16 protein-coding genes are annotated in these 21,792 nt (G+C 69.4%); 9 read left to right on the top strand and 7 right to left on the bottom strand.

Translation table 11 applies throughout. From position 1 onward, the window contains the following. Positions 1 to 11: 11 nt before the first annotated feature. From LZK98_RS14235 to LZK98_RS14200, 8 genes are all read left to right on the top strand, one after another. Positions 12 to 3,308, top strand: coding sequence for a family 78 glycoside hydrolase catalytic domain (locus tag LZK98_RS14235; RefSeq protein WP_233783029.1), 3,297 nt, complete (start codon positions 12 to 14; stop codon positions 3,306 to 3,308). Beyond that, entirely contained in the window at positions 3,305 to 4,795 is a 1,491-nt protein-coding gene (locus tag LZK98_RS14230; protein ID WP_233783028.1) for a carboxylesterase/lipase family protein, read from the top strand. The genes LZK98_RS14235 and LZK98_RS14230 overlap by 4 nt, the downstream gene beginning before the upstream one ends. After that, positions 4,795 to 5,676, top strand: a complete 882-nt coding sequence (locus LZK98_RS14225; protein WP_233786593.1) for an alpha/beta hydrolase — start codon at positions 4,795 to 4,797, stop codon at positions 5,674 to 5,676. Before LZK98_RS14230 ends, LZK98_RS14225 begins: the two co-directional genes overlap by 1 nt. Further along, positions 5,673 to 7,271, top strand: coding sequence for a tannase/feruloyl esterase family alpha/beta hydrolase (locus LZK98_RS14220; RefSeq protein WP_233783027.1), 1,599 nt, complete (start codon positions 5,673 to 5,675; stop codon positions 7,269 to 7,271). Before LZK98_RS14225 ends, LZK98_RS14220 begins: the two co-directional genes overlap by 4 nt. Further along, positions 7,265 to 8,941, top strand: a complete 1,677-nt coding sequence (locus LZK98_RS14215; protein WP_454877250.1) for an AMP-binding protein — start codon at positions 7,265 to 7,267, stop codon at positions 8,939 to 8,941. Before LZK98_RS14220 ends, LZK98_RS14215 begins: the two co-directional genes overlap by 7 nt. Before the next feature lie 5 nt (positions 8,942 to 8,946). Beyond that, positions 8,947 to 9,267 carry a hypothetical protein gene (locus LZK98_RS14210; protein ID WP_233783025.1) on the top strand — a complete coding sequence of 107 codons (321 nt, stop codon included), beginning with the start codon at positions 8,947 to 8,949 and terminating at the stop codon, positions 9,265 to 9,267. Position 9,268: 1 nt separating this feature from the next. Continuing rightward, complete coding sequence (locus LZK98_RS14205) at positions 9,269 to 11,815, top strand: beta-glucosidase (RefSeq protein WP_233783024.1); 2,547 nt, start codon at positions 9,269 to 9,271, stop codon at positions 11,813 to 11,815. 107 nt (positions 11,816 to 11,922) lie between these two features. After that, complete coding sequence (locus LZK98_RS14200; protein ID WP_233783023.1) at positions 11,923 to 13,434, top strand: replicative DNA helicase; 1,512 nt, start codon at positions 11,923 to 11,925, stop codon at positions 13,432 to 13,434. 48 nt (positions 13,435 to 13,482) lie between these two features. Here the strand turns inward: LZK98_RS14200 and LZK98_RS14195 are convergent, their stop codons facing one another. From LZK98_RS14195 to LZK98_RS14165, 7 genes are all read right to left on the bottom strand, one after another. Then, on the bottom strand, positions 13,483 to 14,247 hold the full coding sequence (locus tag LZK98_RS14195) for a phosphoadenylyl-sulfate reductase (RefSeq protein WP_233783022.1): 765 nt from the start codon (positions 14,245 to 14,247) through the stop codon (positions 13,483 to 13,485). Then, complete coding sequence (locus LZK98_RS14190) at positions 14,240 to 14,668, bottom strand: DUF934 domain-containing protein (protein ID WP_233783021.1); 429 nt, start codon at positions 14,666 to 14,668, stop codon at positions 14,240 to 14,242. The genes LZK98_RS14195 and LZK98_RS14190 overlap by 8 nt, the downstream gene beginning before the upstream one ends. Further along, positions 14,661 to 16,295: a nitrite/sulfite reductase gene (locus LZK98_RS14185; RefSeq protein ID WP_233783020.1), complete on the bottom strand. Its 1,635-nt coding sequence runs from the start codon at positions 16,293 to 16,295 to the stop codon at positions 14,661 to 14,663. Before LZK98_RS14185 ends, LZK98_RS14190 begins: the two co-directional genes overlap by 8 nt. Before the next feature lie 221 nt (positions 16,296 to 16,516). Further along, entirely contained in the window at positions 16,517 to 16,813 is a 297-nt protein-coding gene (locus tag LZK98_RS14180; protein ID WP_233783019.1) for a DUF2849 domain-containing protein, read from the bottom strand. Then, positions 16,810 to 17,598 (bottom strand): uroporphyrinogen-III C-methyltransferase, encoded by a 789-nt coding sequence (cobA, locus tag LZK98_RS14175; protein WP_233783018.1) that lies wholly within the window; start codon positions 17,596 to 17,598, stop codon positions 16,810 to 16,812. Before cobA ends, LZK98_RS14180 begins: the two co-directional genes overlap by 4 nt. A 324-nt stretch (positions 17,599 to 17,922) precedes the next feature. Beyond that, the gene (gene astD, locus LZK98_RS14170; RefSeq protein WP_233783017.1) at positions 17,923 to 19,338 is read right to left on the bottom strand and encodes a succinylglutamate-semialdehyde dehydrogenase; all 1,416 of its coding nucleotides are present in this window, start codon (positions 19,336 to 19,338) and stop codon (positions 17,923 to 17,925) included. A 180-nt stretch (positions 19,339 to 19,518) separates the two neighbouring features. Further along, the gene (locus LZK98_RS14165; RefSeq protein WP_233783016.1) at positions 19,519 to 20,859 is read right to left on the bottom strand and encodes a protein adenylyltransferase SelO family protein; all 1,341 of its coding nucleotides are present in this window, start codon (positions 20,857 to 20,859) and stop codon (positions 19,519 to 19,521) included. An 18-nt stretch (positions 20,860 to 20,877) separates the two neighbouring features. Here LZK98_RS14165 and LZK98_RS14160 point away from each other — a divergent pair, with 18 nt between their 5' ends. Next, positions 20,878 to 21,783 (top strand): alpha/beta fold hydrolase, encoded by a 906-nt coding sequence (locus LZK98_RS14160; protein WP_233783015.1) that lies wholly within the window; start codon positions 20,878 to 20,880, stop codon positions 21,781 to 21,783. Positions 21,784 to 21,792 lie beyond the last annotated feature (9 nt).

Here is a 21,792-nt window from a genome sequence, read left to right as displayed (position 1 = left end):
GGGAGGATCGGTTGCCGTATCGGCCGACAACGGGGACGGGAAGAGGTGGCTCGCATATCGGCCGCCTCGTCCTGCTGGTGGGCGCGGCCGGGCTGGTGCCCGGCGCGGCGGCCGAGGCGGATGCGCCCTCCGCGCTCAAGGTCGAATATGCAGCCGAGCCGCTCGGCATCGACGAGCCGGCGCCGCGGCTGGCATGGCGGGTGCCGACGGCGCGACAGGCCGCCTATCGCATCCGCGTCGCCGCCAGCCCGGAAGAGCTGGCGCAGGAGAAACTGGTGTGGGACAGCGGCAGGGTCGCGTCCGATGCCAACGCGCAGGTCGCCTATGCCGGGCCGCCGCTCGCCTCGCGCACGCGCTATTGGTGGCAGGTCGCGACTTGGGACGGGGATGGGCGCCAGAGCGGATGGAGCAGGCCCGGCTGGTGGGAGATGGGGCTGCTGAGGCCCGCCGACTGGTCTGCCCGCTGGATCGCCGGACCGAAGCGGACCGACCATGATTGGGCGGACCTGACGTTCGAGAGCGAGCTGACCATGACGGGGGCGTCGCTCGACCTCATCTTCCGCGCGCGGCCGGTCGGCAAGACCTATGGCGAGGCCTACGTCTGGACCCTCGCCGAGGAGAAGGACGGGCCGGTCCTGATCGAGCGGGTGCGGCGCTATCCGGGCGGGGTGAGCTCGGCGGTGAAGATGGCCGAGCTCAAGCGCGTGCCGCTGGCCGGCGTGATGCTGAAGGGCGTGCGGCATCGGGTGACGATCACCGCGAGGGGCCGGACGATCACCACCGCGATCGACGGGAAGACGGTCGATACCCTCACCGACGACGCGCAGGCGCACGGCACCATCGGCTACGCGGCGAAGGAGGCGCGGGCGGCGGTGATCCATCGCGTGCGCGTCGTCGGCAGCGGCAGCCCGGCCTTCGCGACGCGGTTCGAGGCGAACGACAACGCCTTCACCGGCGGCCGCGTCGAGGCCGAGGGGCTGGTGGTGTCGAGCGGGCTTCCGAACGTCGACATCGTGCTGCCGATCGAATCCCCGGCGCCGCTGCTGCGCCGTGCCTTCACCCTGCCGGCGAAGGGGATCGCCAGCGCGCGGCTCTACGTCGCCGGGGCAGGCTGGCCGAAGCTGCACCTCAACGGCGTCATCTTGGGCGCGAGCGCGATGGGCGGGGGCTTCACCGCCTATGACAAGCGGGTGCTCTATTATACCTATGACGTGACGGATCGGCTGCGCGCCGGGGCCAATGTGCTCGGCGCCGAGCTCGGGCGGGGCTGGTACGGGCTTACCGATCCCAATGAATGGTATTTCCAGCAGGCGCCATGGCATGGCGAGCCGGCGGTCAAGGCGCAGCTGGAAGTGACCTTCGCCGACGGGTCGCGGCAGACCATCGCGACCGATGAGAGCTGGAAGACGATCTCGGGCCCGACGCTGGCGGATTCGATCCACCGCGGCGAGCGCTACGACGCGCGGCTGCTGCCGGTGGGGTGGGACAAGCCGGGCTTCTCCGATCGCCGCTGGATGCCCGCGACGCCTGTCGAGGGGCCGAAGGGCGAGCTGCACGCCGCCAATCTGGAGCCGATCGCGCCCGTCGAGACCGTCGCGCCGGTATCGCTCAAGGAAGTGAAGCCCGGCGTCTGGGTCTACGACTTCGGCCGCATCTTCGCCGGCTGGGTCGCGCTCGACGTGACCGGACCGGGCGGGCGCACCGTCTCGATGGCGGCGAGCGAGCGGGTCGGTGACGACGGGCTGATCGTCCCCGCCTCGGGCCTGATCGACGCGCAGCTCCAGACCGATCGCTATACGCTCGCCGGCAAGGGGCGCGAGCGGTGGGAGCCGAGCTTCGGCTACCATGGCTTCCGCTACGTGCAGCTCGAAGGCTTTCCCGGCACGCCGACGCTGGCGACGCTGACCGGCAAGGTCGCGCACTCCGCCGTCGCCAGCACCGGCAGCTTCGCCAGCGCCAACCCGCTGCTCGGCGAGATCGACCAGGCGGCGATCCGCACCATCCTCAACAACATGCACGGCTTCCAGACCGACACGCCGACCTATGAGAAGAACGGCTGGACCGGCGACGCGCAGGCTTCGGCCGGCGCGGCGGTACGGAGCCTCGACGTGGCGCGGGTGTGGAGCAAGTGGCTCGCCGACTTCCCCGACGCGCAGGCGCCGAGCGGCGAGCTGCCGGAGATCGTGCCGGCGACGCCCTACTACGGCTATGAGAACACGCCGGGGTGGAACCTGGTGTGGGGACCGACGACGCCCTGGGACGTGGCGGCGATGATCCTGCCGTGGGAGCTCTACCAGACCTACGGCGACACCCGCGTGCTGGAGCGGATGCACGAGGTGCAGCGGCGGCTGGTCGACTACACCGCGACCAAGTTTGCCGCGCCCGACTATCGCGGGCCGAAGATATCGCTGAGCGAATGGAGCGCACCGGGATCGCTCGACTTCATGAACGCGCGCGGCGGCGGGATCGACGCGGTGACCAGTGCCTATTTCTTCCTGGAGGCGAAGCTGCTCGCGCAATCGTCGCAGGTGATCGGCAAAGCTGCCGACGCCGAGCGCTATGGCGCGCTCGCCGAAGCGATCCGGGCCGCCTACAACAAGCGCTACTGGGACGACGCGAACGGCTGGTATCGCACCCTCGACGACAAGGGCGCGGCCGGCAAGCCGACCCAGATCCAGAACGTGCTTCCGCTCGCCTTCGGCATGGCGCCGGCGGGACGCGAGCAGTCGGTCGCAGATGCGATCGCCGCCGATGTCGCCGCGCAGGGGCTGAAGACCGGGGTGTACGGCACCCGCTACCTGCTCGACCTGCTGAGCGACCATGGCCATGCCGACCTCGCCTACAAGCTCGCCACCCGCACCGAGGAGCCGAGCTGGGGCTATTGGCTCGCCAACGGGCACAAGACGATGTTCGAGAGCTGGAGCCTCGGCTCGCGCTCGCGCGACCATCATTATTTCGGCTCGATCGCCGACTGGCTGCGGCAGCGGCTCGCGGGATTGAGGCCGGGCGCGCCGGGCTATCGCACCGTGCAGATACGGCCGGCGATCCCGGCGGGGCTCGCCTGGGCCTCGGCGACGATGGCGACGCCGCAGGGCGAGGCGCGGTCGGCGTGGAAGGTCGCGGATGGCCGGCTGACGCTGACCGCGACCATCCCGATGAACAGCGCGGGCGAGGTGTGGGTGTCGACCGGCTTCGGCGCAATCACCGGCGTGCCGGCGGGGGCGGCGCGGGTGCGGGAAGAGAGGGGCGCGGTCGTCTATCGGACCGGCGCCGGCACGTTCGAGTTCACCACGGGAGGAGCGCGATGAAGGCGATGATGCCGGCGCTGGCGATGCTGCTGATGGCAGCGTCGCCGGTGGTGACGATCGACAGCGGAGCGCTGCGCGGCGCCGAGGCGGAAGGTATCGCGAGCTTCAAGGGGATTCCCTATGCCGCCGTGCCGATCGGTCCGCTGCGCTGGCATGCGCCCGAGCCCGCCGCGCCGTGGCAGGGGGTCCGCGAGGCGACCGCACTCGGCAATGATTGCTTCCAGGTGCGGCTGCCGGGCGACGTCGCCAACACCGATCAGCCCCAGAGCGAGAATTGCCTGTTCCTCAACGTCTGGACCCCCAAGCCGCAGGCGGGCGCGAAGCTGCCGGTGATGGTGTGGATCCACGGCGGCGGCTTCACCAACGGCAGCGGCGGGGCAGCGATCCTCGACGGCAGCCGGCTCGCGGCGCGCGGCGTGGTGGTGGTGACCTTCAACTACCGGCTCGGCCGTTTCGGCTTCTTCGCGCATCCGGCGCTGACGAAGGAGAGCGGGGCAGCGCCGACCGGCAACTGGGGGCTGATGGACCAGATCGCCGCGCTGCAATGGGTGAAGCGCAACATCGCGGCGTTCGGCGGCGATCCGGGCAACGTCACCATCTTCGGCGAATCCGCCGGCGGGGAGTCGGTCAATCGGCTGATGACGTCCACCGCCGCCAGGGGACTGTTCGCCAAGGCGATCGTCTCGTCCGGGGGAGGGCGCAACAGCTGGCCGAGCCTCGCCGAGGCGGAGGCGAAGGGTGTGACCTTCGCCAAGGACGCGGGCGTCGCGGGCGACGATCTCACCGCGCTGCGGGCGATCCCGGCCGAGACGGTGCTCGGCAAGATCAACTTCATCAACTCGGACGAGGCGCGCTACTCCGGGCCGATCACCGACGGACGCATCGTGACGGGCGATACCGACGTGCTGTTCGCCGCGGGCAGGCAGGCGCGCATCCCCTATGTCGTCGGGTCGAACAGCGACGAGCTCGGCTTCATCCCGGTGCCGTTCCTGGCCGGCTTCAATGCCAAGACCACCGCGGAGCTGGGCGCGGGCGCGGAGGCGGTGCGCGCCGCCTATGGCTCGCAGGCAGCCTATGACCGGAACATCGCCAGCGACGTCACCTTCACCGAGCCGGCGCTGGCGCTGGCGCGGCGGCACGCGAAGGTGGCGCCGGCCTGGCTCTACCGCTTCGGCTATGTCGCCGAGGCCAAGCGCAAGCCCGATCTCGGCGCCTCGCACGCGACCGACGTGCCCTATCAATTCGACAATCTCGACAAGATCGGTGCGCCGGTGAGCGCGGCGGATCAGGCCGTCGCCAAGGCGCTGGCGGATCGCTGGGTGCGTTTCGCGAAGACGGGTGATCCCGGCTGGCCGCGCTTTGCCGGTGCGGCGCCGGTCAAGCTCTCGATCGGCAACGACAAGGCGGAGCGGGTCCCCGCCGCCGAGCCGCCGATCGCTGCGATCGAGAGAGTACGCGATGCAGCCAAGCAAGGAGACGCGAAGTGATGCGGAAATGGATGGCGGCGGTCCCGGCGCTGGCGCTGCTGATCGGCTGCGCCAACGCCGCCGCGAGCGAGGGCGAGCGGATCAGGCTGTCGCCGGCCGGGCCGGCGGGTACGATCGGCCCCGCGAAGCCGGAGACCACCGACGGATCGCTGTTCTTCGGCACGATCACCCGCAACGTCAGCGAGCCATCGCTCAGCGTGTTCCCGGCCGATCCGGCGGTCGCCAACGGCACCGGCGTGGTGATCGCGCCGGGGGGCGGCTTCCACATGCTGTCGATCGACAATGAGGGGATCGGCGTCGCGAAGTGGCTCAATGGCCTCGGCATCACCGCCTTCGTGCTGCGCTACCGGCTGGTGCCGACCGGCAGCGAGTTCCCGGGTTCGCTGATCAAGCTGCTCGGCGACATCGATCAGCTCAAGGCGACGGTCGCGCCGCTGAAGCCGCTCGACACCGCCGACGGCGAGGCGGCGATGGCCTATGTCCGTGCCAACGCCGCCAGCTACGGGATCAAGCCCGGGCGGCTGGGGATGATGGGCTTCTCCGCGGGCGGGGCGGTGACGATGTGGACGACGCTCGCCAACCAGCCGCAGAGCCGGCCGGATTTCGTGGTCGCCGTCTATCCGGGCCTGGTCGGCGACAGCATCGCCGTGCCGCCCAAGGCGCCGCCATTGCTCGCGATCGTGGCGGCGGACGACAAGCTGGCGGGTGAGGACGCAGGGCGCGTCGCGAAGGCATGGACCGATGCGGGCGCCGACGCGACGCTCGTCACCTATCCCGAGGGTGGCCACGGCTTCGGCATCGCGAAGAAAGGGAAGGCGTCCGACGCCTGGACCGAACGGACGCAGCAATGGCTGCAAGCCAAGGGATTGCTCGGCAAATGATCAGGATCGTTCCTCCGCTGCTGCTGGGTACGGCGCCGCTCATCCCGGGCATGATCGGCACCGAGACCGCCGCGCCGGCGCAGGCAGGCTTCAAGGCGGCGGACTGCGCCGCGCTCGCGGGCATGCCGATCGCCAACGGCCGGATCGAGAGCGCCGCGATGGTGACGAAGGGTGCGCCCGTCGTGACCGAGGCGGGCAAGCCCGGCCTGCCCGCGCAGGCGAGCTTCTGCCGCGTCCAGGCGGTGCTGACGCCGGTGGCGCGGTCGAACATCCGGGTCGAGGTGTGGCTGCCCGAGGCGGCGAACTGGAACGGCAAGATGGTCGGCGCCGGCAACGGTGGCTTCGGCGGTAGCCTCACCCTGTCCTCGCTGACGATGCATGGGGCGCTGGGCAAGGGCTATGCGACGGCGGGCACCGACCTGGGGCACGTCGGCACCGGCGACACCGACGGCAAGTGGGCGCTGAACGAGCCCGAGCGGATCACCGACTTCGGGCATCGCGCCAACCACCTCACCGCGAACTTCGCCAAGGCGGTGATCGCGGCCTTCTATCCCCGCGGGCTGCAGGCGGCCTATTTCCAGGGCTGCTCCGACGGCGGGCGCGAGGCGCTGATGGAGGCGCAGCGCTATCCGGAGGACTATGACGCGATCATCGCGGGCGCGCCGGCCAACGCCTGGACGCGGATGATGGCCGGCTTCATGGCCAATGACCGCGCTGTGTTCGCCAGACCGGAATCCGCCATTCCCGCCGCCAAGCTCAAGCTGTTGCAGAGTGCCGCGCTCGCGAAATGCGATGCGGCCGACGGCGTCAAGGACGAGGTGATCGACGATCCCCGAAGCTGCGGCTTCGATCCAACAGTGCTCCAGTGCAAGGCGGGCGACGCCGCCGACTGCCTGACCGCGCCGCAGGTCGCCGCGGCGAAGGCGCTCTATCGGGGCGCGGTCGACGCCAAGGGCAAGCCGTTCTTCCCCGGCATGATGCCCGGCGCGGAGGCCTTCCCCGGCACTTGGGATGTGTGGTTGACGGGACCCAAGGCACAGCACGGCGTCTTCGCCACCGAATTCTTCCGCTACCTGGTCTATTCGGACCCGAACTGGCAGCCGGCGCGGTTCGACCTCGGGCGCGATTATGCCGCGGCGAAGGCGCGGATGGCGCCGATCCTCGACAGCGACAATCCGGACCTGACGCCCTTCATCCGGCGCGGCGGCAAGCTGATCCTCTACCACGGCTGGAACGACGCCGCGATCCCGCCCGAGAACACGATCCAATATTACCAGGCGGCGCTGAAGAAGACGCCGGGCGCGGCGCAGTCGGTGCGGCTGTTCATGGTGCCGGGCATGTCGCACTGCCTGGGCGGGCCGGGCGCGAGCATCTTCGATGCGCTCACCACGCTCGACAGGTGGCGGCAGGGCGGCCCCGCGCCCGAGACGATGGTCGCGACCAAGTACGACAACGACCTGTTCGCCTATCTCGGCCTGCCGGCCAAGCCGACCCGCACGCGCCCGCTGTGCGCCTATCCCAAGGTCGCGAAATGGACCGGCAGCGGCTCGACCGACGAGGCGGGCAGCTTCGCCTGCGTGGCGCCGAAATCGTGAGCCCGCTCGCCCTCAGCCGGGTGCGGGGTGCGCCGGAGCCGCCGCTGATCGAGCATACGATCGGCACGGCGCTGGCGCGTGCCGCCGAGCGCTGGGGGGAGCGCGAGGCGCTGATTTCGGTCGAGCAGGGAGTACGGTTGAGCTTTGCCGAGCTGCTGGCGCGTGCCGACGATTTCGCCGCGGGATTGCTGGCGCTGGGGCTGGAGCCGGGCGACCGGATCGGCATCTGGGCGCCCAATTGCGTCGAGTGGACGATCACCCAGTTCGCCGCGGCGCGCGCCGGTCTCATCCTGGTGACGATCAATCCCGCCTATCGCGTCACCGAAGCCGAGTTCGCGATCAACAAGGTCGGCCTGTCGGCGCTGGTACTGGCCGAGCGGTTCAGGACCAGCGACTATGCCGCGATGCTGCGCGAGATGGCGCCGGGGCCGCTGCCCAGCGAGCGGTTGCCGACGCTGCGCCATGCGATCCAGATCGGCGGCACGCCGCCCGCGGGATGGCGGACATTCGACGAGGTGACGGCCTCGGCCCGTCCCGCTGACCGCGAATGGCTGGGCACGCTCGGCGAGACGCTGCGGAGCACCGATGCCGCCAACATCCAGTTCACAAGCGGCACCACCGGCCTGCCCAAGGGCGCGACGCTCAGCCATCGCAACATCCTCAACAACGGCTATTTCGTCGGTCGCGCTCAGGCGCTGACGCCCGAGGATCGCATCTGCATCCCGGTGCCGCTCTACCATTGCTTCGGGATGGTGATGGGCAATCTCGCCAGCGTCACCCATGGCGCGAGGATGGTCTATCCGAGCGCCGGATTCGATCCCGATGCGGCGTTGCGGGCGGTCACGGCAGAGCGTTGCACCGCGCTTTACGGGGTGCCGACGATGTTCATCGGCATGCTGGCGCATCCGGAGTTCGATCGTTTCGACCTCAGCTCGCTGCGCACCGGCGTCATGGCCGGCGCGATCTGTCCGGAGCCGCTGATGCGGCAGGTGATCGAGCGGCTCAACATACGCGACATCACCATCGCCTATGGCATGACGGAGACCAGCCCGGTCAGCTTCCAGACCGCGATCGACGATCCCGTCGAGCGCCGCATCGGGTCGATCGGGCGGGTGCAGCCGCATCTCGAATGCAAGACCGTCGACGAGGGCGGCGAGGTGGTGCCGACCGGAACGCCGGGGGAGCTGTGCACCCGCGGCTATTCGGTGATGCTCGGTTATTGGGACGAGCCCGCGAAGACCGCCGAGGTGATCGACGCGGAGGGCTGGATGCACTCGGGCGACCTCGCCGTGATTGACGCAGAGGGCTACGGCACGATCGTCGGCCGCCTCAAGGATATGGTGATCCGCGGCGGCGAGAACGTCTATCCGCGGGAGATCGAGGAGTATCTCTACGGCCACCCTGCGGTCGAGGACGTGACCGTGGTCGGCGTGCCCGACGAGCGGATGGGTGAGGAGCTGTGCGCCTGGATCCGGCTGCGTCCCGGCGCCACGGGCGATGCCGAAGACATCCGCAGCTTCTGCCGTGGCCGCATCGCTCACTACAAGATTCCCCGCCACATCCGTTTCGTCGATGCTTTTCCGACGACGGTGACCGGCAAGATCCAGAAATATCTGATCCGCGAGGCGATGATCGCCGAGCTCGAAAGCGACACCTCCAAAGAAGGATGAATGCCATGAAGACCGTGATTGCGACCGTCTTGTTCGCCGCCGCCGCTCCGCTTGCCGCGCAGACTGCGCCGGCACCCGCGGCGGCTCCGGAGGCGGCCGCGCCGGCGCCCGCCGCGAAGTTCTCGACCCAGACGCCGATCCAGGAGCTCGCGGCCGATCCGGCGGCGAAGGTCGTGCTGGAGAAGGACCTGCCGGGCCTCACCGCGCGGCCCGAGTACGAGATGTTCAAGGGGATGAGCCTCCGGCAGCTCCAGGCCTATTCGGACGGCAAGCTCACCGACGAGCTGCTGGCCAAGGTCGACACCGACCTCGCCGCGATCAAGTAAGATGAGGTCATCCTGGGAGCTGGGCGGCATCGCTGTCGCCGCGTTGACGCTTGCGCTCGGCAGCGGGCCGGCGGCGGCGCAGTCGGAGGTCTATCGCGACAAGGCCGCGCCGGTCGAGAAGCGCGTCGACGACCTGGTGGCGCGGCTGACGCTCGAGGAGAAGGTGTCGCTGCTTGCCGGCGCCTCGGGGATGACGCTGCACGCGGTGCCGCGGCTCGGCATCCCCGAGTTCCGCATGACCGACGGGCCGACCGGCGTGCGCTCGCCGGAGGGGAAGCCGGCGACGGTGTTCCCGACCGCGGTCTCGCTGGCCGCGACTTGGAATCCGAAGGTCACCCGCGCGGTCGGCGGCGCGATCGCGGAGGAGGCGCGCGGCTATGGCGCATCGCTGCTGCTCGCGCCGACGGTCAACATCGTCCGCACGCCGCGCTGGGGGCGCAATTTCGAGACCTATTCGGAGGACCCGCTGCTCGCGGGCAGGCTGGCGCTCGGCTATGTCGAGGGGGTGCAGGCGCAGGGCATCGGCGTCTCGATCAAGCATTTCGCCGCCAACAACCAGGAGACCAACCGGTTCGTCGTCGACTCGGTGGTCGACGAGCGCACGCTGCGCGAGATCTACCTGCCCGCGTTCGAGACGGTGGTGAAGGCGGCCGATCCCTGGTCGGTGATGGCATCGTACAACAAGGTGAACGGCACCTATGCCGCCGAGAACCGCTGGCTGCTGACCGACCTGCTCAAGAAGGAATGGGGCTTCAAGGGCTTCGTGGTGTCCGACTGGGGTGCCACGCACTCGACCGTGCCGGCGGCGAATGCCGGGCTCGACGTCGAGATGCCCGGGCCTCCCAAGCATTTCGGCGACAAGCTGATCGCGGCAGTCAAGGCAGGCGAGGTAAGCGGGTCGCAGCTCAACGACAATGTCCGGCGTGTGGTGCGGGCGATCGTGCGGAGCGGCATCCTCGACGGCGGCCCGGCCAGGGGAGAAATCGGCGGCGCGCGGCATGAGGCGGTGGCGCGAACGGCCGCCGACGAAGCGATCGTGCTGCTCAAGAACGCGGGCGTGCTGCCGCTGAAGCCTGGCATTAGGAGGCTGGCGGTGATCGGGCCCAATGCCGCGGTCGCACGCATCCAGGGCGGTGGCAGCTCGGCGGTGGTGCCTTTCGCCAGGCTGCAGACGCCGCTCGAGGCGATCAGGGCGGCGCTGCCCGGCGTCGAAGTGGCCTATGAGAAGGGCGTCGACAGCGACGAGGCGCCGCCGGCCGCCGATCCCAAGCTGTTCAGCCCGGCTGCGGACCGCAAGGAGACGGGGCTCAGGGCCAGCTATTTCGCCGCCAACGACTTCGCCGGCACGCCTACCCGCAGCGAGCTCGCGACCGATTTCAGCAAGCGGATCAGCGGCAATGTCGCTGGGCCGCAGGCGGTCGGCTATGCCGCGCTCCGCTGGGAAGGGCTGTTCTGGCCGCCCGAGACCGGATCCTATGAGTTCAGCGTGCGCGGCACCGGTTCGGCGACTCTGACGCTCGACGGCAAGACGATTCTCGACAAGGCGACGCCGAGCACGCCCGACAATCGCGACGTGATCGGCTTCCCGGTGCCGCGACGGACGGTGACGATCGAACTGGCGGCGGGAAAAGCCTATCCGGTGCGGCTCGATTATGTGACTGGGCGCACACCCTATGAGCTGCTCGCGTTCGGCGTGCGCACGCCGCGGCCGAGCTTCGACGCGGCGGTGGCGGCGGCAAAGCGCGCCGATGCGGCGGTGGTGATCGTCGGGTCCTCGTCGCTGACCGAGGGCGAAGGCTATGACCGGTCGACGATCGACCTGCCGGGCGAGCAGGACCGGCTGGTCGAGGCGGTCGCGTCCGCCAATCCGAACACGGCGGTGGTGATCAACGCCGGCGCGGCGATGACGATGCCCTGGATCGACCGGGTTCCGGCGGTGGTCGACATGTTCCTACCGGGACAGGGCGGCGCGGCCGCGCTCGCCGACGTGCTGACGGGCAAGGTCAATCCCTCGGGCAAGCTGCCGGTGACCTTTCCGGCCGGGAGCAGCGACGATACGGTCGACCTGAAAAGCGCCAAGAGCCAATATGCCGAGGGCCTGCTGGTCGGCTATCGCGGCTATGAGGCGCGCGGGGTGAAGCCGCTGTTCGCCTTTGGCCACGGCCTCTCCTATACGAGCTTCGCCTACTCGGGGCTGATCGCGCCCGCGGCGGTAAGGCCCGGTGCGCCGGTGAAGGTGAGGGTCACGCTCCGCAACATCGGCAAGGTCACGGGCAAAGAGGTCGTTCAGCTCTATGTCGCTCCGGCGACGCGGGCGGAGAATGAACCGGTCAAGCAGCTCCGGACCTTCGCCAAGGTCGCGCTGGCGCCGGGCCAGAGCCGGGCAGTGGAGCTGACGCTCGATCCGCGTGCTTTCGCGGGATGGGATACGGCGACGCATCGTTGGATCGCGCGAGGCGGTGCGTATCGATTGCTGATCGGCAGCGCTTCGGACGACATCCGACTCCAGAAGGCAATCCAGGTCACCGGCTCCGCACCGGTGCCCTGATCCGGCGGGGACCGGGTAGCGTTCGACGGGCTCAGCACGGCGCTTTCCCCGTGTTCCACAGCCCATCAGCGGTTGAGGACGGCGGCCATTGATGAGATGAGGGTGCGATGGCCACGCTCCTTCATGCCAATGATACCGCCGCGCCTGCGGCGCCGCAGCTTCCACAGAACGTCGAGGCCGAGGCGGCGCTGCTCGGTGCGATGATGATCGACAACCGGCTGGCGGACGACATCGTCGACCGGCTGGAGCCGCAGCATTTCCACGAGCCGCTCCACGGCCGCATTTTCGAGGCGATCCGGCGGCTGCGCTCGACCGACCAGCTCGCCACCCCGGTCACGCTCCGCCCGCTGTTCGAGAGCGATGAGGCGATGCGCGAGCTCGGCGGCCCCGCCTATCTCGCCAAGCTGACCGGCAGCGGTGCGGGGCTGATCGGCGCGCGGCAGTTCGCGCAGCAGATCTACGACCTCGCCATGCTGCGCGCGCTGGTGACGGTCGGGCGCGAGCTGGTCGACCGGGCGATGGACACCAGCGAGGAGGTCAACCCGCGCGCGCAGATCGAGGCGGCGGAAGCGGCCCTGTTCAACGTCGCGAGTGAGGGCAACGCCGACGGTGCGGTCAAGACCTTCGCCCAGGCGACGACCCAGGCGGTCAAGATGGCCGAGAAGGCGCTGAACGCGGGCGGCGGCCTCTCCGGTGTCACCACCGGCTTCGATTCGATCAACGCGCGTACCGGCGGCCTGCACCATTCGGACCTGATGATCCTCGCCGGCCGTCCCGGCATGGGTAAGACCTCGCTCGCCACCAATATCGCCTTCAACACAGCGCGGCGCTGGATGGACGACATGCGCATCGGCATCCCGCCCGAGCGCTCGACCGGCGCCAAGGTGGCCTTCTTCAGCCTGGAAATGTCGGCCGACCAGCTGGCGACGCGTATCCTGTCGGAGCAGGCGCGGATCAGCTCCGAGGCGCTGCGCATGGGCAAGATCAGCAAGGCCGAGTTCCACCAGCTCGCCGATGCCGCGGCGGACCTGGAGAACCTGCCGCTGTTCATCGACGACACCGCCGGCCTGTCGATCAGCGGCCTGCATACGCGCGTGCGGCGGCTGCAGCGGCGGCAGAACAACGAGATCGGGCTGGTCGTGGTCGATTATCTCCAGCTGCTGTCCGGCAGCGGCCGCGGGTCGAACGACAATCGCGTGCAGGAGATCTCGGAGATTTCGCGCGGCCTCAAGACGCTGGCGAAGGATCTGAACGTGCCGGTGCTGGCGCTCTCCCAGCTCAGCCGCGCGGTCGAGCAGCGCGAGGACAAAAGGCCGCAGCTTTCGGACCTGCGCGAATCGGGATCGATCGAGCAGGACGCCGACATGGTGTGGTTCGTCTATCGCGAGGATTATTACGTCGCCGGGCGCGAGCCCAAGCGGCCGCGGGACGGCGACGATCCCAAGGTGTTCGATGACCATGCCAAATGGGCGCTCGACATGGAGCGCGTGTTCGGCCTCGCCGAGCTGATCATCGCCAAGCAGCGCCACGGCGCGACGGGTAAGGTGATCCTGAAGTTCGAGCCGAACATCACCCGCTTCAGCGATTATGCGGGTGAAAACTACGCGCCGATGGATTGAGCCCGACAAATTTCTCCCCGAAACAAGCTCGGGGAGGATTTCTTGGGATCAGAAGCTCGGCTGATCCGGGTCGCCGTCCTCGACCGCGGTGTGGATGCCGCACTCGGTCTTTTCCCATCCGCGCCAACGGCCGGCGCGCGGGTCTTCGCCGGGCTTCACCTTGCTGGTGCAGGGAGCGCAGCCGATCGAGGCATAGCCTTCGGCCTCCAGCGGGTGGCGGGGAAGGTCATGCTCGGCGAAATAGGCATCGATGTCGGCCTTCGACCAGCTCGCCAGCGGGTTCACCTTCAGCCGATCGCCGTCCAGCTCGAAGCGGGGAAGGGCGGCGCGGGTGCTCGCCTGGAACGCCTTGCGGCCGGTGATGCTGGCGTCGATGCCGGCGAGCGCCTTCTCCAGCGGCTTGACCTTGCGCAGCTCGCAGCAGCCGTCGGGGTCGTAGGACCAGCGCAGGCCCGCGTCGTCCCGCGCGGCAAGCTCGGCGGGGTCGGGCGTGATGATGCGCAGGTCGGTCAAGCCGAGGCGTTCGGCGAGCCGGTCGCGATAGGCGAGCGTTTCGGGGAAATGCTTGCCGGTGTCGAGGAACAGCACCGGCACCGTCGGGTCGACACTGGCGACGAGGTGCAGCAGCACCGCCGATTCGGCGCCGAAGGAGGAAACCAGCGCGACCTCGCCCAGCATGTGCTCGGCGAGCAGGGTGCGAAGCATCGTCGGCGTGTCGGTGCCGCGGAACAGGTTGTTGAGCCTGAGCGCGTCCGCCGCGGTCCAGCGCGGCGCCAGATCGATGCGGTCGAGCTTGCGTGCAGCCTCAGCCATGACGGAGCTTCCACACCGGCACCGCGTCGTCCGCGGCGTGCTGATAGACATAGTCGTAGCGGTTGAGCGCGGCGTCGAGCACCTCCGGGTCGATCTGCGCGTCGGGCGCGAAGCTGTCGAAGCCGCAGCGGCGCATGAACAGCATCTGGTCGACCAGCACGTCGCCGGACGCGCGGATCTCGCCCTTGTAGCCGGCTTCGCGCAGGATTCGCGCCGAGCTGTAGCCGCGCCCGTCGCGGAAGCGGGGGAAGTCGATCTCGACCAGCGCGAGCCGATCGAGATGCGGGATCAGCAGCCGGGCATCCTCGCCGGCCTCGATGCGGACGGCGGTGGCGTTGGACTGGCCGAGGAAGGCGTCGATCGAGACCGCCGGCTCGTCGTGCGGCTCGTCGTCGCGGAAGCGCAGGTTGTTCTCAACCATAGATCGCCTCCTTGAATGGCTCGAGCCCGATGCGGCGGTAGGTGTCGAGGAAGCGTTCGCCCTCGGTTCGCTCGCGTAGGTAGACGTCCGTCGCCTTCTCCACGGCGTCGACCACCCCGTCCTCGTCGAAGCCGGGACCCGTGATCTTGGCCTGCGAGGTATCCTCCGCGCCCGATCCGCCGAGCAGGAGCTGGTAGTTCTCCGTGCCCTTACGGTCGACGCCGAGGATGCCGATGTGGCCGGCGTGATGATGGCCGCAGGCGTTGATGCAGCCCGAGATCTTGATCTTGAGCTCGCCCAGTTCGAGCTGCCGGTCCATGTCGGCGAAACGCTGCGCGATCTTCTGTGCGACCGGGATCGAGCGGGCGTTGGCGAGGCTGCAATAGTCGAGCCCGGGGCAGGCGATGATGTCGGTCACCAGGTCGAGGTTGACGTTCGCCAGCCCCGCCGCGTCGAGCGCCTGCCAGACGGCATGGAGATCGGCCTTGCGGACGTGCGGCAGCACCAGGTTCTGCGCGTGCGTCGCGCGCAGCTCGTCGAAGCTATAGCGTTCGGCGAGGTCGGCGACGACCTCCATCTGCTCGGCGGAGATGTCGCCGGGAATGCCGCCGATCGGCTTCAGGCTGATGTTGACGATAGCGTAGCCCGGCGCCTTGTGGCGGAGAGTCTGGCGATCGGCCCAGAGCGCGAACTCGGGATCGGAGCGGTCGATCTCTTCGGGCAGGCCGGTCTCGAACGGCGGCGGTGCGAAATAGGCGGCGATGCGGTCGTACTCGGCCTGGGGGAAGTCGGTGCCGAGCGTCAGGAAGTGCTGGAACGCCTCCTCGACCTGGCGGCGGAACTCCTCCTCGCCGAGCTCGTGGACGAGAATCTTCATGCGCTGCTTGTGGATGTTGTCGCGGCGCGCATGGAGGTTCCACACGCGCAGCACCGCCTGGAGATAGGAGAAGATCTCGCCCGCGGGCAGGAACTCGCGGATGCGGTAGGCGATGATCGGGGTGCGGCCCATGCCGCCGCCGGCGAATACCTCGAAGCCCTGCTCGCCCGCCTCGTTGCGGACGATGCGCAGCGCGAAGTCGTGCCAGCGCAGCGCCGCGCGGTCCTCCTCGGCGGCGATCACCGCGATCTTGAACTTGCGGGGCAGATAGCTGAACTCGGGATGGAAGGTGCTCGCCTGGCGCAGCAGCTCGGCCCAGGGGCGCGGGTCGCAGATCTCGTCCGCGGCGGCGCCGGCGTACTGGTCGGCCGAGATGTTGCGGATGCTCTCGCCCGAGGTCTGGATCGCGTGCATCTCGACCGTGGCGAGCTCGGCGAGGATGTCGGGCGCTTCCTCGAGCTTGATCCAGTTGTACTGGATGTTCTGGCGCGTCGTGAAATGGCCGTAGCCGCGGTCATAGCGGCGCGCGATGTGCGCGAGCTTGCGCATCTGGCGCGAATCGAGCGTGCCATAGGGGATGGCGACGCGCAGCATATAGGCGTGGAGCTGGAGATAGAGGCCGTTCTTGAGCCGCAGCGGCTTGAACTGGTCGTCGTTCATCGCCCCCGCGATGCGGCGGGCGACCTGGTCGCGGAATTCCTCGACGCGCGCGTCGACGATCGCCTGGTCGTACTGGTCGTAGCGGTACATTCAAATCCTCCCCGGAACGGGGAGGGGGACCGCCGGCCGCAGGCCGGTGGTGGAGGGGGCCCTCCACACATCGCTCGCCTGGGGCTGGGCCCCCTCCACCATTCGCTGCGCGACCACGGCTTGCTCCGCAAGCCGGCTCCGCGGCTGCGGCCTGCCCCCGGCAGGCCGCTGATCGCCGCTACGCCCCCCTCCCCGTTCCGGGGAGGAGTGAAGAAACATGCTCATATCACCCAGCTCCCTGCATTGGGATCGGCGGGTTTGAGCGTGAGGTCCGGGCGGACGGTCGGGCCGAGCGCGCGGATGCGGTCCTTGATGTGGGCGGGGCGGGGACCCTCGGGCGTCATCGTGGCGTCGATGATCACGCCGCCGTTGACGCGGCGCGCGCCCGTCTCCTCGGTCAGGATCGCCTCGCCGTGCTCGCCGACGTCGACGGCGTCCTCGACATGGAGCGACCAGCCCTCGCCGGTCCACCAGATCACCGCGCCGGTGCGCAGGTCGTTTCCGGTCAGGATCTTCACGCAAGCGTCTCCGCGGCCTTGGCCCAGGCGGCCATCTTGTCCTCGGCGTCGGCGAGCATCACCACCTCGCCGACGACGATGATCGCGGGGCTCTGCACCTTCTCGCGCTCGACCATCGCGCCGAGGTCCGCGAGCAGGGTGCGCATCGCACGGTGCCCGTCGAGCGTACCCTTCTCGATCACCGCCACCGGCATGTCCGGGGCGACGCCGTCGGCGATCAGCTTGTCGGCGATGTCGGGGCAGGTCGCGACGCCCATGTAGATGACGAGCGTGCGGCCCTTGCCGGCGAGGCCCGACCAGTCCTGGTCCTTGAGCCCCTTGCACTGGCCGGCGACGAAGCTGACCGCGCTCGACCAGTCGCGATGGGTGAGCGGCAGCATCGCCTCCGCCGCGCAGCCGAGCGCCGCCGAGACGCCGGGGACCACCTCGACGGGCAGGCCGGCGGCGCGCACCGCCTCCACTTCCTCGCCGCCGCGGCCGAAGATGAACGGGTCGCCGCCCTTGAGGCGGACGACGATCGCGCCGGCCTTCACATGCGCGATGATCAGCGCGTTGATCGATTCCTGCGGCAGCGTATGCCGGGCGCGGCGCTTGGCGACCGAGATGCGGTGCGCATGGGGCGGCGCCATGTCGAGCACGCGCAGATCGATGAGGCCGTCGTGCACGACGACGTCGGCCTGGCGCAGCGCCTGGACGGCGCGGATGGTGAGCAGCCCCGGGTCGCCGGGGCCGGCACCGACGAGGATCACGCGCCCGCGCGCGTTGGGGTCGAGTAGCGTCGCCATGGCGGCCAGATGGGCCGGAGCGGCGTCGGCGGCAACGCAGGGATGCTTGAGGCCAGCCTAGCCGAGCTTTTGCGCTAGGGCCGATCGACATTCAGCCTCTGCCCTCTCCCCTCCTCGAGGAGGGGAGAGGGTTGCGTAGACTTAGCGGCTGCGGAGCAGGCGCTAGTCGGAGCTGGGAGAGGGGTGGGCGGCTGCGGAGCAGGCGCTCGGCGCTTCGCGCCGATCTACCCCTCTCCCAACCTCCGCTAGGCGCTAAAGCGCCAAGCTGCGGTAACCCTCTCCCCTATCAAGGGGAGAGGGCAAAAAGCCGAATGTCGATCCGTCTTACGCGTCCTTGAGGCCGATGCCGATCGCGGCGCGGGCCTGATCGGCCTCGTTCGACGCCACGGGATAGGCGCAATAGTCGGCAGCGTAATAGGCGCTGGGGCGGTGATTGCCCGACCAGCCGATGCCGCCGAACGGCGCGGCCGAGCTGGCGCCGTTGGTCGGCTTGTTCCAGTTGACGATGCCGGCGCGGATATTGGCCCAGAAACGGTCGTAGAGCGCCGGGTCCTGGCTGATCAGCGACGCCGAGAGGCCGTAGCGGGTGGCGTTGGCCTCGGCGATCGCCTCGTCGAAGTCGGTCGCGCGGATCACCTGGAGGACCGGGCCGAACAGCTCGACGTCGGGCCGCTCCTTCGCCTCGGTCATGTCGACGATGCCGGGGGTGAGGAAGGGGCGCCCCTCGATCGGCCGCTCCATGTAGCGCAGCGGCCGTCCGCCCATCGCCGAGAGCGCCAGGAAGCTCTCGGTCAGCATGTCGGCGGTGTCGTTGTCGATCACCGGACCCATGAAGGGCTGCGGGTCGGCGTGCGGATCGCCGATGATGAGGCGGTTGGCGAGTTTGGTGACTTCGGCGAGCAGCGGCTCGTACAGCTTCTCGTCGACGATCAGCCGGCGCGCGGCGGTGCAGCGCTGGCCGGCGGTGGTGAAGGCGGACTGCACCACCAGCACCGCGGCCGAATAGAGATCGGGCGTATCCCACACCACGATCGGGTTGTTGCCGCCCATCTCCAGCGCCAGGATCTTCTCCGGCTTGTCGGCGAAGGCGCGGTTGAGCGCGAGGCCGGTCCGCGCCGACCCGGTGAAGAGCAGCCCGTCGATGCCGTCGTGCGCCGCGAGCGCCTTGCCCTCGTCCGGCCCGCCGATCACCAGCCGCACGCAGCCGTCGGGCACGCCGGCCGCGTGGTAGCATTCGACCAGGAACTCGCCGGTGGCCGGCGTCTTCTCCGAGGGCTTGAACACCACCGCATTGCCCGCGAGCAGCGCCGGGACGATGTGGCCGTTGGGCAGGTGCGCCGGGAAGTTATACGGCCCGAGCACCGCCAGCACCCCGTGCGGCTTGTGGCGGAGCGCGGTGCGGGCGCCCATCGCGCCCTCGCTGCGGCGCTGGCCGGTGCGCTCGGAATAGGCGTTGATCGAGATGTCGACCTTGTTGATCACGGTCTCGACCTCGGTGCGCGCTTCCCATAGCGGCTTGCCGGTCTCGCGCGCGATCAGGTCGGCGAAGGCATCTGTCTTGCTCCGCACGACATTGGCGAAGCGGCGCAGCGTCTCGACGCGATAGGCATGGGGGCGCGCCGCCCATTCGGCCCAGCTCGCGCGGGCGCGCTCCACTTCGGCATCGACGTCGCTGGGGCCGCGCCGCCACAACACGGCGCCGGTTGCGGGTTCGGTGGAGACGATCTCTTGGCCGGCCATCATCGCCTCCTGCCGGGATTCGGAAGCGATGCCAAGGGGCAGCTCATTCCTCCCCGGCACGGGGAGGGGGACCGCCGCCGAAGGCGGTGGTGGAGGGGGTCCGCCATTGACGACACCGTTTGGGGGAGGGCCCCCTCCACCAGCCTTCGGCTGGTCCCCCTCCCCGTGCCGGGGAGGAGCCTAGGCAAGTGCCTTCCCCAGCCGCCTGACCTCGGCGATCTTGGCATGAAGCGGCGCCCAGTCGTCGCGCTGGTCGATCGCGGACCAGATCGTCTCGACCTCATCGATCAGCATCGAGCAGGGCTCGCCGTCCCAATAGGAGGTGCGGGGCTTGCGCGGTTGGTAGCCGGCAATGGCGGCGCGCGCCGCGTCGAAGGCGGTGTCGGCGGGCAGCGTTCCGCCGAAGCTGCGATGGAAGAAGGCGTCGATTCCCATGCCGGACGCGCGAAGGCCGCGTTCGATCGCTTCGACCAGCGCATGATCGTCGCCGGAGTCGCGCGGCTCGACGCCCAGCCGCCACAGCAGCGCCCGCGTCACCTCCGCCTGGTAGCGCTCCGGGAAGGTCTCCAGCACGGCGATCATCGGCTCGGCATCGCAGATCGTGCGCAGCGCCACGGCCAGCTGCATCGCGTCCCAGTGGATCGCCTCCGGCTGCCGACCGAAGGCGTAGAGGCCGGCATGGTCGAAATAGGCGGCGGTGAAGCCGGGGTCCCAGGTCGGCGCGAACCGCCACGGGCCATAGTCGAAGCTCTCGCCGGTGACGTTGATGTTGTCGGAGTTGAGCACGCCGTGGACGAATCCTGCCGCCATGTAGCTCGCCGCCAGCCGCGCGGTGCGGCCGACGACATTGTCGAGCAGGCGCACCGGATCGCCGGGCGACTCGCCGTGGAGATGGACCAGCACATAGTCGACCAGCCGCCGCATGGCGTCGGCATCGCGGAAATAGGCGAGCCGCTGGAAGGTGCCGATGCGGATATGGCCGTGGCTGAGCCGCACCAGCACCGAGGAGCGGGTAGGGGAGGGCTCGTCGCCCCGGGTCAGCGCCTCGCCGGTCTCGATCAATGAGAAGCTGCGCGAGGTTTCGACGCCAAGGGCCTGCAGCATCTCGGTCGCCAGGATCTCACGCACGCCGCCCTTGAGCGTCAGCCGGCCGTCGCCGAAGCGGCTCCACGGCGTCTGCCCCGATCCCTTGGTGCCGAGGTCCATCAGCCGTCCCGCCGAATCGCGCAGCTGCGCGAAGGTGAAGCCGCGCCCGTCGCCGATATCGGGGTTGTACACGCGGAACTGATGCCCGTGATAGCGCAGCGCCAGCGGTTCGGTCAGGCTGCCGGGGATCGGCTCGAACCGGCCGAAATGGGCGATCCACTGCGCGTCGGTGAGCGAATCGAGCCCGACCTCCGCCGCGGCGCGGTCGTTGCGGAAGCGCAGGACCGTCTCGGGAAAGCGCACCGGCACGACGCGGTCGTAAAATTCGTCCCCGAGCTCGAGGATCGTCGCTTCCGGTTGCGGGAGGGCGGTCATGCGGCGATATGGGGAAGGATGGCGGATCGGCGCAACCTCGACGTATACCAGGACGGCTATTGGTGGTCGAAGGACGGGGTGCGGCTGCACTACCGCGATTACGGCCATGCCAACGCGGCGAACGGACGGCCGCCGATCCTGTGCTTCGCCGGGCTCACCCGCAACGCGCGCGATTACGCGAACGTCGCCGAGCGGCTGTCCGGCGACTGGCGGGTGATCGCGGTCGATTTCCGCGGCCGCGGCGAGAGCGGCTATGCCGCCGACCCGATGAGCTATGTCCCGCTCACCTATCTCCAGGACGTGGAGGCGCTGCTCGAGCACCTCGCGATCGAGCGGTTCGTGGCGTTCGGCACCTCGCTCGGCGGCATCGTGACGATGCTGCTCGCCAGCGCCGAGCGCCAGCGCATCGCCGGGGTGCTGCTCAACGACGTGGGGCCCGAGCTCGACCCCGCCGGCCTCGCGCGCATCCGCGGCTATGTCGGCAAGGCGGCGTGGCACCCGACCTGGATGCATGCCGCCCGCGCGCTGGCCGAGGCGAATGCCGACGTCCACCCGCGCTTCGACATCGAGGATTGGCTGGCGATGGCGAAGCGGCTGTTCCGGCTCAACTCGGCGGGGCGCATCGTGCTCGACTATGACATGAAGATCGCCGAGCCCTTCCGCGTGCCGGGCAACGAGGCGGGGCCCGACATGTGGCGCACGCTCGATGCGCTCGCAGGGCGGCCGGTGCTGCTGGTGCGCGGCGAGACGTCGGACATATTGAGCGCCAGGACGGCGGACGCGATGATCCTGCGCCTCGGCCAGCGCGCGGAGCTGGTGACGGTGCCCGACTGCGGCCATGCCCCCACGCTCGACGAGCCGGAGGTGTCGGCGGCGATCGATCGGCTGCTCGACAAGATTTCCGCGGAACCGGTCGCCGCCTGAACCGTCGTT

Source organism: Sphingomonas cannabina (assembly GCF_021391395.1).
GTDB classification, from domain to species: domain Bacteria; phylum Pseudomonadota; class Alphaproteobacteria; order Sphingomonadales; family Sphingomonadaceae; genus Sphingomonas; species Sphingomonas cannabina.
This window is presented reverse-complemented; position numbering and strand designations above follow the sequence as displayed.